18 protein-coding genes are annotated in these 16406 nt (G+C 65.2%); 10 read left to right on the top strand and 8 right to left on the bottom strand.

The genetic code is table 11. From position 1 onward, the window contains the following. Positions 1 to 5 precede the first annotated feature (5 nt). On the top strand, positions 6 to 215 hold the full coding sequence (locus ASD42_RS01520) for a (2Fe-2S)-binding protein (protein ID WP_056809392.1): 210 nt from the start codon (positions 6 to 8) through the stop codon (positions 213 to 215). On the opposite strand, the gene bfr is transcribed toward ASD42_RS01520, so the two are convergent. The 4 genes from bfr to ASD42_RS01500 form a co-directional block, all read right to left on the bottom strand. Next, a complete protein-coding gene (bfr, locus tag ASD42_RS01515) occupies positions 212 to 691 on the bottom strand; it encodes a bacterioferritin (RefSeq protein WP_056809390.1) in 480 nt (159 codons plus the stop codon). The two genes, ASD42_RS01520 and bfr, sit on opposite strands and share 4 nt — an antisense overlap. A 253-nt stretch (positions 692 to 944) precedes the next feature. Beyond that, positions 945 to 1868, bottom strand: a complete 924-nt coding sequence (locus tag ASD42_RS01510; protein WP_235569421.1) for an SMP-30/gluconolactonase/LRE family protein — start codon at positions 1866 to 1868, stop codon at positions 945 to 947. Positions 1869 to 2591: 723 nt separating this feature from the next. Beyond that, positions 2592 to 3812: a cytochrome P450 gene (locus tag ASD42_RS01505; RefSeq protein ID WP_056809387.1), complete on the bottom strand. Its 1221-nt coding sequence runs from the start codon at positions 3810 to 3812 to the stop codon at positions 2592 to 2594. A gap of 28 nt (positions 3813 to 3840) precedes the next feature. After that, complete coding sequence (locus ASD42_RS01500; protein WP_056809385.1) at positions 3841 to 4476, bottom strand: DUF4097 family beta strand repeat-containing protein; 636 nt, start codon at positions 4474 to 4476, stop codon at positions 3841 to 3843. Between the two features lie 193 nt (positions 4477 to 4669). Here ASD42_RS01500 and ASD42_RS01495 point away from each other — a divergent pair, with 193 nt between their 5' ends. From ASD42_RS01495 to ASD42_RS01485, 3 genes are all read left to right on the top strand, one after another. After that, positions 4670 to 5635 (top strand): AfsR/SARP family transcriptional regulator, encoded by a 966-nt coding sequence (locus ASD42_RS01495; RefSeq protein WP_056809383.1) that lies wholly within the window; start codon positions 4670 to 4672, stop codon positions 5633 to 5635. 450 nt (positions 5636 to 6085) lie between these two features. Next, positions 6086 to 6280 carry a hypothetical protein gene (locus ASD42_RS01490; protein ID WP_056809381.1) on the top strand — a complete coding sequence of 65 codons (195 nt, stop codon included), beginning with the start codon at positions 6086 to 6088 and terminating at the stop codon, positions 6278 to 6280. Further along, the gene (locus ASD42_RS01485; protein WP_063055794.1) at positions 6273 to 6632 is read left to right on the top strand and encodes a hypothetical protein; all 360 of its coding nucleotides are present in this window, start codon (positions 6273 to 6275) and stop codon (positions 6630 to 6632) included. The genes ASD42_RS01490 and ASD42_RS01485 overlap by 8 nt, the downstream gene beginning before the upstream one ends. A gap of 90 nt (positions 6633 to 6722) precedes the next feature. Here the strand turns inward: ASD42_RS01485 and ASD42_RS01480 are convergent, their stop codons facing one another. Continuing rightward, positions 6723 to 7520: an SDR family NAD(P)-dependent oxidoreductase gene (locus ASD42_RS01480; protein WP_056809377.1), complete on the bottom strand. Its 798-nt coding sequence runs from the start codon at positions 7518 to 7520 to the stop codon at positions 6723 to 6725. Between the two features lie 114 nt (positions 7521 to 7634). Between ASD42_RS01480 and ASD42_RS01475 the strand changes: the two genes are divergently transcribed. Then, positions 7635 to 9299, top strand: coding sequence for a carboxylate-amine ligase (locus tag ASD42_RS01475; RefSeq protein WP_235569267.1), 1665 nt, complete (start codon positions 7635 to 7637; stop codon positions 9297 to 9299). 84 nt (positions 9300 to 9383) lie between these two features. On the opposite strand, the gene ASD42_RS01470 is transcribed toward ASD42_RS01475, so the two are convergent. Next, entirely contained in the window at positions 9384 to 9854 is a 471-nt protein-coding gene (locus ASD42_RS01470; RefSeq protein WP_235569264.1) for a DoxX family protein, read from the bottom strand. A 329-nt stretch (positions 9855 to 10183) separates the two neighbouring features. Between ASD42_RS01470 and ASD42_RS01460 the strand changes: the two genes are divergently transcribed. The 4 genes from ASD42_RS01460 to ASD42_RS34170 all read left to right on the top strand — a co-directional run bounded on the left by ASD42_RS01460 (position 10184) and on the right by ASD42_RS34170 (position 12551). Beyond that, a complete protein-coding gene (locus tag ASD42_RS01460; RefSeq protein WP_162256184.1) occupies positions 10184 to 10819 on the top strand; it encodes a TetR/AcrR family transcriptional regulator in 636 nt (211 codons plus the stop codon). A 186-nt stretch (positions 10820 to 11005) separates the two neighbouring features. Beyond that, positions 11006 to 11449 (top strand): hypothetical protein, encoded by a 444-nt coding sequence (locus ASD42_RS01455; protein WP_056809371.1) that lies wholly within the window; start codon positions 11006 to 11008, stop codon positions 11447 to 11449. A 263-nt stretch (positions 11450 to 11712) separates the two neighbouring features. Then, a complete protein-coding gene (locus ASD42_RS34175) occupies positions 11713 to 11922 on the top strand; it encodes a hypothetical protein (protein WP_156677363.1) in 210 nt (69 codons plus the stop codon). Continuing rightward, positions 11919 to 12551 carry a 2'-5' RNA ligase family protein gene (locus ASD42_RS34170; RefSeq protein ID WP_156677362.1) on the top strand — a complete coding sequence of 211 codons (633 nt, stop codon included), beginning with the start codon at positions 11919 to 11921 and terminating at the stop codon, positions 12549 to 12551. The genes ASD42_RS34175 and ASD42_RS34170 overlap by 4 nt, the downstream gene beginning before the upstream one ends. 134 nt (positions 12552 to 12685) lie before the next feature. On the opposite strand, the gene ASD42_RS01450 is transcribed toward ASD42_RS34170, so the two are convergent. Beyond that, positions 12686 to 14389, bottom strand: coding sequence for an alkaline phosphatase D family protein (locus ASD42_RS01450; protein WP_056809369.1), 1704 nt, complete (start codon positions 14387 to 14389; stop codon positions 12686 to 12688). A 141-nt stretch (positions 14390 to 14530) separates the two neighbouring features. Continuing rightward, positions 14531 to 15820, bottom strand: a complete 1290-nt coding sequence (locus ASD42_RS01445; RefSeq protein ID WP_056809367.1) for a GAF domain-containing protein — start codon at positions 15818 to 15820, stop codon at positions 14531 to 14533. Positions 15821 to 16074: 254 nt separating this feature from the next. Between ASD42_RS01445 and ASD42_RS01440 the strand changes: the two genes are divergently transcribed. Further along, on the top strand, positions 16075 to 16404 hold the full coding sequence (locus tag ASD42_RS01440) for a PadR family transcriptional regulator (RefSeq protein WP_056809366.1): 330 nt from the start codon (positions 16075 to 16077) through the stop codon (positions 16402 to 16404). The last annotated feature ends 2 nt before the right edge of the window (positions 16405 to 16406 follow it).

Below are 16406 nucleotides of genomic sequence, written 5' to 3'. Positions count from 1 at the left end.
CGCCCGTGTACGTCTGCAACTGTTTCGCGGTGACCGAGGAGGACGTCCGCCGACACATCGCCGACGGCGCGTGCACACCTCGAAGGATCGCCTCGGCGTGCAAAGCGGGCACTGATTGCGGATCGTGCGTGCGCCGTATCCAAGCGCTGCTCGCCCGCACCGCCTTGCACCGCGAGTACGAATCCGGCGCCGAGAACCTCGACGAGGTCGCTTAGGTGTTGGGCTGCTCGATCAGCTGCGCGATATAGAGCGGTTCGCCGAGCTTCTCCACCAGCTCCAATTGCGTATCCAGGTAGTCGATGTGGTGCTCCTCATCAGCGAGGATCGACTCGAAGATATTGGCGGAGGTGATATCTCCCTTGGTGCGCATCACCTCTATCCCACGCCGCAGCCGGTCGATGGCCTCCACTTCGACCTCTCGGTCGGCCTGGAACATCTCGGTCACGGTCTGCCCCACACGAACATGGAACAGCCGCTGATAGTTGGGCAGACCGTCCAGGAACAGGATCCGGTCGGTCAGGAGCTCCGCGTGCTTCATCTCGTCGAAGGACTCGGAGCGGGTGTACTTGGCGAGCTTGGTCCAGCCGAAATTTTCTTGCATCTTCGCGTGCAGGAAGTACTGGTTGATCGCGGTCAACTCCGCAGTCAACTGTTCGTTCAGAAACTCGATCACTTCAGGATCGCCTTGCATGGGCCGAACTCCTTCCGGAAACGAATCGGGGCGATGCGCATCATCGCAGCGCGGCCCGGCGCAGTCCAGTAAGTCCACACTTGGTCGCGGCCGCGCGTTCTCTCCGACACACGCTGTAATCACGCGATTCGCAAGCCCTTTCGATGCTCATCGACCAACCGCGATCTCGAGATCCGAAGTGGGCACGCGATCAACGCGACACCTGTTACCGAGGCAAATTTCCTGGACGAGGCACTAGCCATCAGGGGGCGGTTCAGGCATTGGAGTCGAAGGCACCTGGTATTTCGTAGATCGCGCCGGTGAAGGTGGCGGCGAACAGACGGCCGGCGGAGAAGCCGGTCGTACCGCGACCGTAGGTGACGACGCTGGTCGACGGGGCCGCGGTGCCGAGGACGCAGTACTGGCCGGGTGAGTCGATGCGGACAATGCGGCCAGAGAGGTTGAACGGGACGACGGGGCGATTCTGTGAGTCCAAGGTCAGCCCGTCGGGTGTACCGAAGGTGTCGGTGCCGGACAGGTCCAACAGCGATTGTGGTGCGCCGGGATTCGCGGTGGGTATCCGGCTGACGCCAGGGTTGACGAAAGTGCGTGAGATATAGAGGTATTCGTCGTCGGTGTCGAGCACGGCACCGTTGGCGCTGGGGAACCTCGCCCAGTCCGCCTGCACCGCGCCGTTCGGGCTGACGCGGCCGACGAAGTTTCCGAAGTCGTTGGTGGCGTAGACGGTTCCGTCGGCTGCGACATCCATGCCGTTGGCGGCGCTGAGGCCCGAGGCGAACGGTGTCACCGCACCGGTATCTGGGTCGACCTCGACGATGCCCGCCAGCTGGACCAGGTCGCCGATGACGACCCGGGCGTCCGCGCCGTAACCGACTAGCAGTTTGCCGTCTCGGGTCCAGGCGAGCGCACCGGCGCCGCCGCTGGGCACGGTGGCGATGACTACCGCAGGGGCGCCGGGGGCATCGATCCGCAAGACGTGTCCGCTCACGAGGTCTGTGGCGTACGCGCGGCCCTGCGAATCGACGATGAGACCTTCCACGGCACCCGACACAGCGCCCACCTGCACCGCCGATTGACCGGCGCCCGGGCAGTCGGCGGCAGCTTGCGCGTTCGGTGCGGAGATGGCGGTCGCGGCAATGAACGCCGCTGCTGTGATGGGTAGGACAATTCGATGCAGGGCCTGCACTCGTACCTCGCTACGTCGGGTGGCTCTTTGGTCCGGATGAGGTGGAACTACTTGTCGACCTGCCTGCAGACTTCGGTCACATTTGCCGGGGACAAGGATGGCTGCACAGCGTCGATTGTATTCGTGCGATCCAGGGTTGCCGATCGCCACGCGATCGGCGGAGTCGGAAACTACCGCGACCCGATTATCCGTCACATCGATGCTCGGCCTTCTTCGATGGTCGGTTGTGCAGGCCCGGCCGCACCTTTCTCGCGAGGTGTGCACAAGCGCGACCGGGCGGCACGCGCTCTCTTGCCGGTCCGGCGCGAGGCTGCTTGTGCCACTTGCTAATACGGTCAGGAGGGTCTTACCGAATCTGTTTGCGACTGGGAGTGGCTCCGTGGGACGAGATCTGAAGCATCGAGGGTGGATACTGCCCCGCGACGTGGCGGCGGCGCGTGGGTGCACGGGGAAAGGCTCGCCTCGACCGGGAGCCCGGTCGAGGCGAGCCGAATCGCTCCACGGCCAGATCGGTAGCCCCGCGTGTCGACAGTCAAGACCGGCGTTTCAGGCGCATGGATCGGGCCCCTGATCGAGAAGGCCGAGGGTTCGAGTCCGGCTCGCTTCGGTCGCTGAGTGGGACCCGTGACGCCCAAGCCGCGAGTGTCTATATCGGGAACTGGATTCCTATCAGGTGGGATCCATGAGGGAGTCCCCACCCGCGGCATACGAGGCTCACCGGGCAGTCTGTGTCCAGGTGACAGGCAGTTCGTGGACGCCGTAGATATTCATGTCGGTTCTGAGCTTCACCTCCGCGGCGGGGATGGCTAGTTGGAGCGTCGGGAAGCGGCGGATCAGCCCCGCGAAGCCCGCGCGCATTTCGATGCGGGCCAGCTGGTGGCCGAGGCAGTGGTGGGCGCCGTGGCCGAAAGTGAGGTGGCCGCGGGCATTGCGGTGCACGTCGAGTGTGTCGGGGTCGTCGAAGTGTCGGGGGTCGTGGTTGGCGGCGAGAAGGGAGACGACGACGGTCGAGCCCTTGCCGATGGTCTCGCCGGCCAGTTCGATGTCCTCGGTCGCGTAGCGGTAGAAGATGTCGGCCACCGACAGGTAGCGCATGAGCTCTTCGACGCCGCCGGCCAACAGTTCCGGGTCGGCGCGCAGCGCGGCCAGCTGCTCGGGGTGTTCCAACAGCGCGAAGGTGCCCAATCCGAGCATGTTGGCGGTGGTTTCGTGGCCGGCGAGTAGGAGCAGGAAGGCGACACCGGTCAGTTCGTCGATGGTCAGGTCGTCGTCGCGGGCCAGGTCGGACAGGATGTCCTCGTCAGGGGCCGCGCGTTTGCTCGTGACCAGTTCGGCCAGATACGTGCTCAACGCGATGTAGGCGGCCATCTTCTGTTCGATCGGCTGGTCCTTGACCAGGAACTGGGCGGAGTTGACCTGGAAGGTTTCCCGGTCGGCGTAGGGGACACCGAGCAATTCGCAGATCACCAGCGACGGCACCGGCAATGCGAACACCTTGACGAGGTCGACAGGTGGGGTCAGCTGTGCCATCAGCTCGAGCTGCTGCTCGGCGATGTCACCGATGTGCTCTTCGAGCTCGCGCATCCGCTTCACGGTGAAGGCGCCGACGAGCTTGCGCCGCAACCTGGTGTGGTCGGCGCCGTCCATGGTGATGAACATGCCCGGGATCTGCGGGGACGGTTCGGTGGGGGCGGGCATGCCGGGAATGTCTTCCACCGTGTGCAGTACGCCGATGTCCTGGCGTGAGCTGAATCGGGTGTCGGCCATGAGCTGGCGGACGGCGTCGTAGCCGGTGACGAGCCAGCCCTGGTGTCCGTCGGGGAATACCAGCGGACTGACCGGGCGAACGTCACGCAGGGTGCTGACTGCGCTCGGCGGGTCGAAGGGGCCGGCGTCGCGCTCGATGGGGAGGCCATGCGGGGTGGGGATCGTCATCGAATGTCCTTCGTGTCGAGGAGGTTGGTCAGGCAGCTACGGCGTGCTGAATGATGATGTTGCCGAGGGCATTTCGTGCGATTACGTGCACGGTGTTGTCGGACGATCCGGCGGGAGCGAGCTGGTTGTGCACCGTGCCGCGCTGGGTATCGGCTTCCAGCCGCGCCGCGCTGCCCGGCGCGATTCCCACCGACAGCTCGCCGAGCGAGGTTTCCAGTCGCAGTACGCCATCGGTGGCTTCGACGATGTGAATATCGCCCTTGGCGGTCTTGGCAGTGACCGAATCGGTCGGGCGCTCGATGGTGATGTCGCCGAGGGAGACCTCGAGTTCGCACCGGCCGAGTTCGCCGATGCCGAGCACTCGGCCGACGCCGGTGGTGCTCGTCAGCTGGGAGCCGGTCGGCACTTCGATGGTCACCTCGACCGACGGGTTACCGCCGAACGGGGTGTTGGTGCGCCAGCTCTTGGGCGTGTGCACGGTCAAAGTGCCTGCGGTGAAGTCGATTCGGGTCTGTTCGGCAGCGCGGACGTCGGCCTTCTTCGATGCGTCGGCGGGCCGGACCTCGACGACGGTGTCGGTGCGGTCGGTGGCGATCACGGTGACGTTGCCCGCGAGGACCTCGATGATGACGGCGATCGGGGCGGGGGTCTGGAACGTGGTCATTGTGGTGCTCCTTCGAATGCTGTGTTGCTGACAGGAACTACTGTCGCGGGTCACGCTGATGCGGCACTGACACCGAGCTGACACCGCCGCTGACGCCGCGTCATGCCTGCTCGGAAGCCGAATTTCCAGACGAATTCGGCTCTTTCGTCAGGCAGTGGCAGTGTGCGGTCGGTGGCGACGGCAGAATGGCCGGGTGCAGATCAGGATGCTGGGACCGCTCGAGATCCACACCGATGACGGCGTATCGATCGATGTGCCGGGTGCTCGGTTGCGTGCGTTGCTGGTCGCCCTGGCACTCCAACCTGGCCTCGTCGTCCCCAAAGCGGCACTGGTGGACTGGATCTGGGGTGAGCAGCCGCCCGCCGACGCGGCGAATTCCTTGCAGGCGCTGGTTTCTCGGTTGCGGAAGTTGTTGCCGGAGGGATCCCTCGATGGACAGCCCGGCGGGTACCGGCTGACGGTTCGACCCGGCGCCGTCGACGCCGTGCGGTTCGAACAGCTTGTCGAGCAGGCCCGCGGCGGTGCCGATACCCAACGGGCGCCGCTGCTCCGCGAGGCCGTCGACCTGTGGCGCGGCACGATCATGCAGGACGTCGCCCTGCCCGACAGTGCGGCGTTCGACGCGCTGATCGCCCGGTTCGAGGGGTTGCGCCTGGCCGCGATCGAGGATCGCTACGAGGCCGAGATCCGCCTCGGTGGTGGCCCTGAGCTGGTCGCCGAGCTGACCGAACTGGTCGCCCAGGCCTACCGGCACATCGACGTCGCGACAACCATGCTCGGCACCGACGCCGACCAGCCCAATGTCAGTGCGGTACTACACGATCTGCGCGGCTATCTCGCGGCAGATATCGACGAAGCCCGTGCACAACACACTGCCGCTTTCCACGCGGCATCCGCTGCCGGTCACGCACCCCTGATCGCCCAGATCCTCGTCGGTGTCGCCGCCCTCGCGCTGCGTGCCGATCACGACGAGCAGGCCGCGCGATTGCTCGCGGCCTGCGCGGGAGTTCGCGGGCTGACCGACCGCTCTCACCCGGACATAGCCCGGATCGAGCAGCAGGCGCTCGGTCGCCTCGGGGAGGCACGATTCACCGCAGTGACAAGGCAGGGTGCGCAGGCGAACTGGCATGAATTGGCCACGGCCGCACTCGCTTCCTGAACCTGGCCGAGGAACACCCCATCAAGTCCGCCACCAAAAGTGGATGCCGAATTTGCCAACGCTCTGCTATCACCCGGCACACCGGGCTCCACGCATGCGGCGACCACGCGGCCCGCCTCGCCTCCGGCCTGGTGCACGTTGGAACAGTGGGCGAGTTGGTCCTCTGTGACGCGTCGCTGAATTCTCGACCGGAGTCGAACAGTGCACCTTTCGCGGCTGGGCCCTGCGCCTTGCCGGATACCAGCTGTGCGCCAACATCACTCGGCGGTACATAGGGGTTGGACGCGACACCACCCCGAACAGTTCCTAACCGTGATGGAAGGCACAGCAGGACTCCTCTCCGAAGATTGGAACTGATTCTTCTCAGTCCAACACTTCAAGGCCCGCCACCTCGATGAATGGCAGAACCTGGCCAACATCGAGGGAAAGAACTGGCGTGACGTCGCAGATATGGCGATCGAGAAGTCGTTGACCGCCCCGGACAAGAGCGGCCCGGCCGGTGGCAGCAAGTACTGCTATTCCGGGCAGATCTACCTGGTCAACCATGTCAACGGGCGGATCGAGAAGACCGTTCAACCCACCGTTATCGTGGGCGGGGACGGAACGATCATCACAGCGTATCCAGGAGGCGGGTGCCGTGGCTGACCCCACTGTCGAACAGCTGTCCGAATCGGTAACCACGGCTGGCGCGGACTGGGGAGCGGAGATAGTGAGAGGCCCGCTCGGTCGCTTGCAGATCATCCGCCGCCACGGCGAACTGCTCTATGTGCCCGTGGAATTCGCTGTCACCGACGCCGAGTTGCGGGCCTACTATCGCCGCATCGCCGAAGAAGCTGAGCGGGGTGCGGCACCGGAACCGGCGTGGGAGTGGTGGATGACGCTGATGTCGACGCACCTCGCTGAAGCACTCCACGACCTGGACCGTGAAAAGCGGCCCTGCGTCGTCATCGTCGGTGACACCGGATTCGCCGCCACCCCGGTCTATTCCGATGATTGAGTGAGCCTTCCTCACGTCGTTTGAACTCGGTTGTTGCACTGCGCGAATGACCTAGTGGGCACCCGATCCCGCCCTGCGCAGGCGGGCCGGTCAGTAGAAGACCGGTCCGGGCACGCCACCGCCTGCCGCGACGGCGTCGCCGGTGATGGCGATGCTGCGCGGGGAGGCGAGGAAGGTCACGACATCGGCGACCTCGCTCGCGTCGATCACTCGGCGAATCGAGTTCTTGGCCAGTTGGTCCTCGAGAGTCGCGATATCGACGCCGTCCTGTTCGGCCTGCGTGCGGAGCCGGTCATCGAGCCGTTCGGTGCGGGTGAGTCCGGGATGGACGACCGTGACGTTGACGCCGTGCGGGCCGAGTTCGTCGGCGAGGTTTTTGGTCAGCGCCGACACGCTGACGTTGCGGATGGTCTGGCCGATCGAATTCGCTTGCCGCGCACCCAATCCGCTGATATTGATGATGCGCCCCCACCCCTGCGCGACGAGGTGCGGTGCGACCGCCCGTGCGGTGCGTAGATAGCCGAGCACCTTGATCTCGATCTCGCGTCGCACGATATCGTCGGTGGTGGCCTGCAGATCGGTGTTCGCGCCCGCACTCCACGCGGTGGCCGCGGAGTTCACCAGGATGTCGACACCACCGAGTTCCTCGACTGTCCGCCTGACGAGATGCTGGACTTGCGCGTCGTCGCCGGTGTCGGTCGGTACCGCGATCACGCGCCGCCCCGAATTCCGGCCGATGCTGTCGGCCGCAGCCTGGAGCGGTTGCGGCGAGCGCGCCGCGAGCACGACGTCGACGCCTTCGGCGGTGAGCCCGCGCGCGATGGCGAGCCCGATTCCCTTGCTGGCGCCGGTGACGATCGCGCGCTTTCCCTGCAGTCTCAGATCCACGTGCTCGACGCTAACGACATCGGGCTCGTCGGTGAGCGGTCCAGCTCGAGCTGATCGCAATCCGTTGACCGATGCCGTCGGGTACGGATGCCGCATGACTCCACACATGGTTTCTTGCAAGGCATTTCCGGCGCGTTGAGCGCGAGGCTACGGCTGGTGGTGGATGGGGTCTATCCAATGCACGGCTTCGAATTTCTCGATCGGCTCGATCTGGTTGGAGTCCTGCCGGGCGTCGCCCAGCGCCCGACGATCCAGCGAAACGTTGCTTTCCGCCACAGTGCTGGCGATGCTGCGGCACGGTCCACCCCGGGCTGGTTACTTGCCAGCGATACCGAGTGGCAGCTCGAAGTTCCAGAACAGCAGGTTGGTGTGCGGACCATGACGATTCATGCCGCAGGCCACAGGCCCGCAGCGCGGAGCCAGACTACTCGGTCGGCTGCGCGCCACTACCTCCGACCACCGGTATACCGACTCCCGGGTGATCAGTGCGATCATCGAGCACGCGCCATGCCTGCCCGGCTTGCCGTTGCGACAGGTGAGAGAAGGACCGACATGGCAGAGCACGAGCGAGCCGAGAAGGTCGGCACCGTCATCCCTGACGGTGGTGTCCACCCGTCGATGGGGGTGGAGGAGGAGTTTCTGCTCGTTGATCCCTCGACCGGGCACCCCATCATGTCCAGCCTCGCGGTTGTCGAGGCGGCGGAAAGCTGCGGTGTCCGGCTTCACTTGGAGTACACCCAGTGTCAGGTCGAGACCAACTCGGCGGTGTGCGGGCACACGCACGAACTACGGACGCAGCTGGCCGAGATGCGGTCGGCGGCCGCCGATGCCGCCGCGCAGTGCGGCGCGCAGTTGCTGGCGGTGGGCGTGCCGATGCTCGGTTCGGCCGTGTTGCCGATCACAGACCTTCGTCGGTACCGCACTATAGCGAGCAGGTTCGACGATCTTGCGGGGACGCGGGGAGTCTGCGCCAGCCATGTCCACGTGGGCGTACCCGACCGGGAAACCGCAGTACAGGTCAGCAACTATCTGCGTCCGTGGCTACCGGCGCTGCTGGCGCTGACCGCCAATTCCCCCATCCATGGCGGCGTCGATACCGGGTTCGCGAGCTGGCGGTCGATCATGCTCGCGCGGTGGCCCTGTTCGGGGCCCCCGCCGTGGTTCGCCTCGGTCGAGCACTACGACGCGGTCGTAGAAAAGATGATCGGGAGTGGTGTCATCCTCGATGAGGGGATGATCAATTGGGATGTGCGGCCGTCAGCTCATCTGCCGACCATCGAGGTGCGAGTCAGCGACGTCCCCGCGACTGTCGAGGAGACTGTGCTGCTCGCGACGTTGGTACGTGCGCTGGTGATGACGGCTTTGCGGTCCATAAGCGAGGGTGAGTGCGCCCCGAAAACCACCGCGGCGGCGCTGCACGCGGGGTACTCCATGGCCGCCCGCGAGGGGTTGACCGGGCGCGGGATCGATGTGGCCTCGGACCGCGTGATTGCGGCGCGTGACCTGCTCGGACTGTTGATCTGCCATGTCCGATCCGCCCTGGAAGAACTGGGCGAATACCATGCGGCGGTGACGATGCTGGCCGAGGTCCTGCGCTGTGGTAACGGAGCGAGCCGGCAACGCCGGGCCTTGCACAGCCGCAACAACGTGAGCGATGTGACCGCGATGGCCGCGCGGAGCACCCTGCAGTTCGGCGGGGCCGATCTGTCCAGCGGTGCCGACGTTCACTCCGTGTGGTCGGACAGCCCGAGAGTTGCAGTGATGAGCGAACTGTCCTGAAGCCGACCGACCCACATAAAGCCATCGGAGTGCTGCCTGATGGTCACGGTTCTCGTGTCAACGCCGACAGCTGATCGCGACGACTCAGAATGCTTGTGGGCCGATTCGTTCCACCGCGACGAACACCGACAGTGCCAGCAGCACGATGGTCATCGCGACGTTCGACCATTCGCCGCGGCGTCCGTGCGTGATGGCCGCGCCGGCCATGATCGCCGCGAGGCCGATGGCGGCCGCGGGCACCAGCCAGGTGGCGATGTCGAACACGCCGGGCAGGATCAGGCCGAGTGCACCGGCGACTTCGGCCGCGCCGATGAACTTGATCAGGCCTTCGGGGAATGACTCGGCCCAGCCCATTTTCGGGTCGGCGACGAGCTGTTCTTTGGTTTTGGCGAGTTTCATCGAGCCGGCCATGAGAAACATCGCGGCCAGCAGGCCGGAAACGATCCAGACGACGATATTCATGCCGCGACTCCGGTCTGCAAGGGGCAGCAGGGCGCCGACCCAGGCCTCGACCTGATCGAGTATCAGGTTCGCGCTTTCATCGTACTGCGGCACGGGACGGCAATCGATGGAGTTCTCGAAGGCGGCATGGAATCAATGCCGATTCATGCGAATCGTTGAGAAGCGTCGGTTCGCGAAAGAGTTTGGTGCTGAGCACTGTTGGGCCCTGATGGGTATCCCGGCAGTCACGAAGTGGTCCGGCTCCGACGCGCCGACGCGCGCGATCACGAGATGCTTCCGCGCCCTCCGGATACAGGCGACGAACGCCTCCATGAGATGAGCGTTGCATTCCTTGTGGTCGCCGATCATCAAGCCGGTGAGCCGCGGACGGCCTTTTGCACACCTTTGCGCAGGTGTGGGATGGTGGTGGTGAAAGGATGGACGTGACTGCGACGACGCACTCGACCACCGTCGGCCTCGGGCCGCGCGCACTGGCCAACCGGCGACGCATCGTCGCTGTGGCCGGGGACGAGTTGCTGCGAAATCCCCTGGCGAGTATGGAAGACATCGCCGTCGCCGCGGGGATGGTCCGCCGCACCCTCTACGGTCATTTCCCCACCAGGGAAGCGCTGATCGACGGCATGCTCGACGAGGCCTTCGAACAGGTCGGTCGCGCACTCGACGGTATCGACACCGCGCAACCGCCCGCCCGGGCGACCGCGGATATGGCGGTCGCGCTGTGGGCTGTCGGCGACGAGTTCCAACTGCTGCTGCGTCTGGACGAAGCCGGGTCGCGGGCCCGCATGGCCGACCGGCTCGCGCCCGTCCGCGCCCGGCTGATCACGTTGATAGCGGCTGGTCAAGCCGACGGAACCTTCGCTGGTCACCTTCCGCCCGCAGCGTTGGCCAGGGTACTCACGGCGCTGGTGCTCGAGCTGCTGAAGGCGCACAGCGATGGTGAATGGGGCGATGCCGAAGCCGCGCGTGACGCTGCCCTGGCTTGCCTGATCGCGGTCGGCGTCGACCGTTCCGGTGCCGCGGAGATCGCCCGGTCCGCCGTCGAGGTCGCGCAGCACTGATCGCAGTCGTCGGGCGATCGCTCGTCGAAACGACTTGTCCCCGAATGGATTCAAGGGGTGTTCTCCGGCACGAACCCGGGTGGGTGTGAGTCCCTTCACGAGTTCTTGCACATCGGTGTGCAATAGACGTAGTTTCACAGCTACGTGTAATTGCACGAAGGTGTGAAAATGTCGAAGGAGCGGGATATGACCAGCCAGGTGGCAACTGTGCGCATGGCGTACGCGACCAAGACCTCCACCGGGGGTGCCCCCGTCGATGTGTCCTCGTGGACGCTGCGCGGTGTGGGCGCGATCCGCGTCCTGTACGGCCTCGTCCCGTTGGCCACGCTGATCCTGGGGACCGATGTCGGCACCGGAATGGCCGTGCCTGTCTTCGTCGTGGTCGGCCTGGTGTCCGTCTTGCTCGGCCTGGCCACCGTTGCGCTGACTCCTCGGCTACTGAGCCGCGACGACGCTGTCCTGACCGCCGTCGGCGTCGACGCGATCCTCGTGGTCCTCGGCGTGGCCGCGCTCATGGTGGGCTGGGATCAGTTCACGGTCGCCGCCGCCGCGGTCGTCCTCGGCGGGGTGGTGATCGGGGCGTTGTCCGCGGCGGTCGTCGCGATCGTCACGGCGGTGCGCGAAGCCTGATCCGCTGACGCGGTGTGAAGTGCCCGAGCGGCGCCCCCGGAATTCCGGAGGCGCCGTTCGTGATTGGATGCGGCGTGGTTCCTTGCCAGTGCAGGGCTTCGAGGGTGACGGTGATGTGAACGCTGGATCGTTCGAGGGGAAAACTCGGCGATAATGACGGTTGTGTGACGCACGGTGAACCAGGCGTACGATCTGGTCACGAGTGATAATGCCCCGCATGGAGTCCACCCAGCATCTCGTTGGGAAGCTACAGTGCTGCACAGGTGGCAGGAAATGCCGCGACATCGTATCTGTCGTTAGCGATGCCGAACAAGGTCGAGCAGGATGCGGAGCTCGCGTTGGCGGACATGAACAATACGAACTCTCCATGGGGAAGGTCGCTGGTTATGATCGACGTGGCCGAAAGGTGGCGGGATGCCTCGCAGTTGAAGGGCGTCCGGGATGCGTTGGCCGGTAAGGACGTTGAGAAGTGACCGGAAATTTGGACAGCCTTCGTCCCCGTCCGCTCGAAAACGGCCCGCTCGGCTACTATTGGTTCCTGACCTTCGATCATGCTTCGGAGCTTCATTCGCGGACCGAAGAATGCCAGCAGGCTATCGATCCGGCGTACTTCAAGACAACGCCGATCGACGGCCTTCACCTGACGTTGGATCGAATTTCTCGCCCTTACACGTGCACGTTCGAACAACGTGCTGCTATTGCAGTAGCTGCGCAGAATGCCTGCCGAAACCTGCGGCCGTTCAGCTTTTCCGTTGATCGGTCGACCAACATAGGTGGTGCGATCGGCTTCGTTATCTCACCCGCGGCGCCGGTGACGGAACTTCGTGACGCGCTGCGTGCGGCAACGATCTCCGTTTTGCCGCAGGCGTCGCTGGAAGAATCTATGTCGGATCCCCACGTGACGATCGCATACCCAGTTTTCGAAGGACTGGAAGAAATGGCTGCCGCGGCCGCAGCGACGGCTGGCAGTACTCTCCACGGCTTCGACGTTGTGACCACCGAGGCTGCGCTGGTTTCACTCGAACTTCGGGACAACTCCTACACGTGGGATGTCATCGAACGGGTCGAACTGGGTCGGGGGCAGCCGAAGCCGTTCGGCTGAAGCGGGATTCCCGGTTATGCGCCGTCGACCCTTTTCCGGAGGGTGCCCGATGACCACACGTCGCTGCAGCGCGTGCTGTGCATTCGGAATCCGGTCACCGCACGATGAGGGTCGGCCGGCCCCGACCTGGTCCTTCATGGATCTCGGCGTAAGTCGCTTTGGGGCGAACCGTCCGTCTCGGTCGAGAGCACCACATCCGCGACCGTCGTCAAATGTGGACGGCCGCCGTCGGTGCTCACCTGCTCCAGCACGAGGCGGCTGGTCCGACCGCGCAGATGCAGCGTCGCTATCTGGTTGCCGAAGAAGGGGCCGGTGATCCGACTCCACTCGACCGACACCGGGGGAACGGTGGACACCCGGTTCAGGAGGAAACGCGTCACCCGTTCGGCCGCTCGACTCCACGAGACGCGAAAAATCACCTTCATGGCGGTCGGAACGTAGTTGTGCATCGGCGAACAGGTCAGCTGGTAGACCCGGGATCTCACGGCGTCGGGGAACTGCGCTTGCGCGGCATAGGCGTGGTGAACGTCGCCGGACAGCACGCAGATCGTGGCGGGCGCCCGTCCTGCCGGGCCGCTGCACTGTCCGCGCCCGACGCGGGCGACGAGCCGGGCGAGCCGGTCGAACGAATCTCGGAAGGCGGCCCAATGTTCCAGATCCGCTGAGCGCCGCAATCTTTCGGACCATCCGGCCACACGTCGGCCCCGCACCCCTGAGGCCATACGCTCATTCCACGACTCCAGGTCGTGGAGGGCGCGCGGCAGCAGCCACGGGAGCGAGGTCCCCAACAGCAGGTGGTCGTAATCGCCCTCGGTCTGTTGTTCGATCCACGAGAACTCGGGCTCGGAGACCATCGACCGCGTGCCGCCGCCGAGAATGCGACCGCACCGTGAATCGATGACGAGCAGCCGGGTGGTGCCGAGATCGCGGCGGTACGACCATAGCGCCCCCTTGGCGCCGTCGGCTTCTTCGTCCGCTGCGGATGCGAAATCGCGGAGCAACTCCGCGCAGTCGCCGCCCTCGGATCGGATCCGCTGGTAGAGCTCGTTGTCGGCCAGGGCTGCGGGCGAGAGGTTGCCCAGGTGCTGGTAGATCCAGTACGACGACAACGCGCCCACGATGCGTTCCTCCCACCAGTCGGTGGCCTCGATCTCGTCACGCCACGATCTCGAGGTGTTCCAGTCGTCGATGACGTCGTGGTCGTCGAAGATCATCGATGACGGAACCGTGGACAGCAGCCAGCGCACCTGCGGGTCGGACCATGACTCGGAATAGAGCCACGTGTACTCCTCGAAGTTGCGGATCTGGGCGCCCGGGGGTTGGTCGAGGTCGTGCAACTCGTCGATGCGACGGAGGATCTCCGGGGACAGCTCATCGGCGTAGACCTGGTCGCCGAGCAGTACCAATGCGTCGGGCAGATCTTCGGGTGGGCGTTCCATGACTCGCCGCGCATAGGCGTCGAGAGCGTCGGCGTCGAAGTGGTCGTCGTCCTGCGTCGCCGTCGGTGTGGCGAATCGGCACGAGCCGAAGGCGAGGATCAGATCGGCGTCGCCGCTGAGCGTGCGAATAACGGACGGGTACGGGGCGTCGGGCAGCGGCCAGACGCGCTCCCCATCGAGACCGACCTCGTACCGCGTGACGGAACCGGCCGCCAGTCCGGTAATCAGGACGAGAGCGTAGTGGTGTCCGGCGATGGTCCAGGTGTGTTCGCGGTGGCCGAGGACCTCGACAGTGCACGGTGCCGACGTCTCGACCCAGACGGTGGCGTCGCATTCGCCGACGTGACGCAGCAATGGACCCAGAACCAGCTCGGTCTTACTTTCCGGCAGTCGTGCCATCAGTCCAGACTATGTCGTAAACCGGCTGTCGAGCGGGGCATTCTGCCCCTCATCTCTTGCCGGGCGGATCCGTCGGATCCGATCAACGCTACGACTGCGGTCGGAACGAGGGCAGCCAGTGGTGCGGCTGATTCAGCGCGGTCAGCGGTTGCGGTAGGCGGCGAGGCCACCGAGATCTTCGTTGGCGATGAATACCGAACTCACGTTGAGCAGGGCGTGTTCGACGTGGTCGGGGCAACCCCACGCCGCGTCACCCCAGGAATCAGCGACTTTGATCTCGGCCGGTTCGCTACACCCCGCGGACCCGCCGAGCTCGCAGTGCTCAGGACGCGGCACAGCCGCCAGCGCGGCTGCGGCACTGTGCATTCGGGCGCTGAGTTCGGCGGCCGCCTCGGCGCGCTGCTCGGCCTCGGTACGTAACTGGTGTTCGGTGCGCAGGGCTGTGGCCAGCTCTTCGCGCGCGGCTTCGGCTTGTGCCTCGGCAGCTGCTTTCGCCTGCTCGATGTGATGGCGCTCGATGGCCAGACCCGCGGTGTCGGCGAAGACCCGAGCGAGCGCGAGATCGCTGTCCTGCGGGGAGCGCGGGCTGCGGTGATACATGGCGAAGGTTCCCAGCAGGGTGCTGTCGCGGGCCAGAATCGGCGTCGACCAGCACGCCGCCAACTGCGCGCGCCCGGCCAGCGCCCGGAAGTCGGCCCAGAAGGGATCGGTGCCGATATCGGTCACAATGACCGGTTCGCGCCGATGCGCGGCGGTGCCACACGAGCCAACGCCTTCGCCGGTGGCGATCCCGTCGATGGCTTCGTTGTAGAAGTCGGGCAGGCTCGGCGCGGCACCGTGGCGTAGATGTCGCCCGTCCGGGTCGGCGAGCAGCACCGAGACCAGTACCTGTTCGGGTGCGAGATCCTCGATCGCGCGCGCCATGCCGTCCAGAACCTCGGCCAGGGGCGCTTGGCGGGCGATCTGTTCGACCAAGGCGCGCTGCTCGGCCATCAGCCGGTGCGCGTGTTCGAGTTGGGTGGTCTCCACACCGATCAACCGGATCCCGATCACCGACCCCTCGTCGTCGCGCAGTGGTTCGTAGCTGAAATCGAAGGAGGACCGGACCTTGTGGGCGCGGGCGCCCAGCAGGACCGGAACGGCATGACTGGTGTGGGGTTCACCGGTGCGATAGACCTGATCCAGGACGGCGAGAACACCGTGCTCGATTAGTTCGGGCACCAGCTCGGCGAGCGGAATCCCGGTGTGTGCGGGGTCTTTTCCGATCGCGGCGAAGAACGCAGGGTTGGCCGTGTCGACCAGATGCTGCGGGCCCGCGAGCGAGACGAATACAGCGGTGGACTGCCCGAACAGTTCCCGCAGGTCCTGCTCGCTTGCCGAATCCGGCACGCGGGCATCGGGTTCGGTTCGGTTTCGGGCGGGGGTTGTCACGACGTGCCTCTCGTCTGCGGAAGAGTGGCTTGATCACCCAGCATCGACGAGGCACCACCAGTGCCGAACGCTACCGGGCTTGCCGCAGGGTTGCCAACGGGGTGGTCGCGTGACCAGTCAACAGGTCGTGCGGGATCATCGCGGCCGCCAACCCTATGACGATGCCACCCCCTATTGAGTGTTGCTAAGTACTGGTAGTCGGCGTTACTATCTACTGGTAGTTAGTGTCACTGAGTAGGTAGAGGAGGTGCGTCGTGGGCAAGCAGATGACGGAAATGCTCAAGGGCACGCTCGAGGGCATAGTGCTCGCGATCTTGTCGGTGCGGTCCGCCTATGGCTACGAAATCACCGCGTGGCTGCGTGATCAGGGCTTCTCCGACATCGCCGAGGGCACCATCTACGCCCTGCTCGTCAGGATCGAGAAGCGAGATCTGGTCGACGTGGAGAAGGTTCCGTCGGAGAAGGGGCCGCCGCGCAAGGTGTACACCCTCAACGCCGCGGGCCGGGAATACCTCGACGAGTTCTGGGGGACGTGGAGCTTCCTCGCAGGACGGCTGGAGCAGCTCCGCGAAGGAGGAAAGTAGAC

It is taken from the genome of Nocardia sp. Root136 (assembly GCF_001427185.1).
Classification (GTDB): Bacteria; Actinomycetota; Actinomycetes; order Mycobacteriales; family Mycobacteriaceae; genus Nocardia; species Nocardia salmonicida.
Note: the sequence above shows the minus strand (reverse complement) of the source record. Positions and strands in the feature narration are given on the sequence as shown.

What these genes read in the sequence shown, in the direction of transcription:
- ASD42_RS01490 (WP_056809381.1), top strand. Translation starts at nt 6,086, where the DNA reads ATGGCGATCGAGAAGTCGTTGACCGCCCCGGACAAGAGCGGCCCGGCC.
- bfr (WP_056809390.1), bottom strand. Translation starts at nt 691, where the DNA reads ATGCAAGGCGATCCTGAAGTGATCGAGTTTCTGAACGAACAGTTGACT.
- ASD42_RS01455 (WP_056809371.1), top strand. Translation starts at nt 11,006, where the DNA reads ATGACCAGCCAGGTGGCAACTGTGCGCATGGCGTACGCGACCAAGACC.
- ASD42_RS01500 (WP_056809385.1), bottom strand. Translation starts at nt 4,476, where the DNA reads ATGACCACGTTCCAGACCCCCGCCCCGATCGCCGTCATCATCGAGGTC.
- ASD42_RS01450 (WP_056809369.1), bottom strand. Translation starts at nt 14,389, where the DNA reads ATGGCACGACTGCCGGAAAGTAAGACCGAGCTGGTTCTGGGTCCATTG.
- ASD42_RS01505 (WP_056809387.1), bottom strand. Translation starts at nt 3,812, where the DNA reads ATGACGATCCCCACCCCGCATGGCCTCCCCATCGAGCGCGACGCCGGC.